Below are 901 nucleotides of genomic sequence, written 5' to 3'. Positions count from 1 at the left end.
CTTCTTTCTGCCCGTGCGGGTGCTCTCACGCCTGTTCCGGCGTCTGTTTCTCGAGCAGCTGCGCCGCGCCTTCGACACCGGCTTGCTGCGCTTCCATGGCCAGCTCGAGCCCTTGCGTGATCCGCCAGCATTCGCGGCCTGGCTCGCGCCCGCTGCTCACGCGCAGTGGGTCGTCTACGCGAAACCACCGTTTGGCGGCGCCCGACAGGTGCTCGACTACCTGGGCCGCTACACGCATCGCGTCGCCATCTCGGATAACCGGTTGCTGCGCCTTGATGGCGACTCGGTCCTCTTCCGGTGGAAAGACTACCGTCACGAAGCCCGCCAAAGGACCATGACCCTGACGGCCGATGAATTCATCTGCCGCTTCCTGCTGCATGTGCTGCCCGACGGCTTCAAGCGTATCCGCAGCTACGGCTGGCTCGCCAACTGTCACCGGGCGGCGCGCCTGGCCACCTGCCGGCGGCTGCTCGGCCTCGAGCCGCCCGACGCTGCGTCACCCGTCCTCGCAGAAGACTACCGCGACCGTTACCAGCGGCTCACCGGCAGGTCACTGCGCGATTGCCCCGTGTGCGGCAGGGGCCACATGGTCCGCATCGAAGCTGGTGTGGCTGGCATCCTGGCACGGGCTCCACCTGACCCCAGCCATGTGCACTGACCGGCATCAGCTCCAGCCCCCACCACGGTGGTCTTCTCCATGCGGCCAACGCGAACCCACTCGTGCCGTGGCATCGTCGAACCATCACAATACCGCAGAACTCCGCACTATCTGGCCGTTCACACTCGCATTCCCGCTGTCATCGCGCCACCGGCTCTCCCAGATCGCACGGTTCCGGCGTGCCACGGCCATGTGCCGGGCATCGGGAATCATCGTGTCGTTCATTCAATGCCCATAGAAGCG

Annotated in this window: 1 protein-coding gene; it reads left to right on the top strand. The window is 65.9% G+C overall.

Annotated features, from left to right (window positions below; genetic code table 11):
* Positions 1 to 658: IS91 family transposase (locus tag HV796_RS42800; protein ID WP_175233620.1), on the top strand; the 658-nt coding region annotated here is incomplete at its 5' end.
* Between the last annotated feature and the right edge of the window lie 243 nt (positions 659 to 901).

Origin of the sequence: Paraburkholderia humisilvae, assembly GCF_902859855.1 — a bacterium.
Lineage (GTDB): Bacteria > Pseudomonadota > Gammaproteobacteria > Burkholderiales > Burkholderiaceae > Paraburkholderia > Paraburkholderia humisilvae.
Note: the sequence above shows the minus strand (reverse complement) of the source record. Positions and strands in the feature narration are given on the sequence as shown.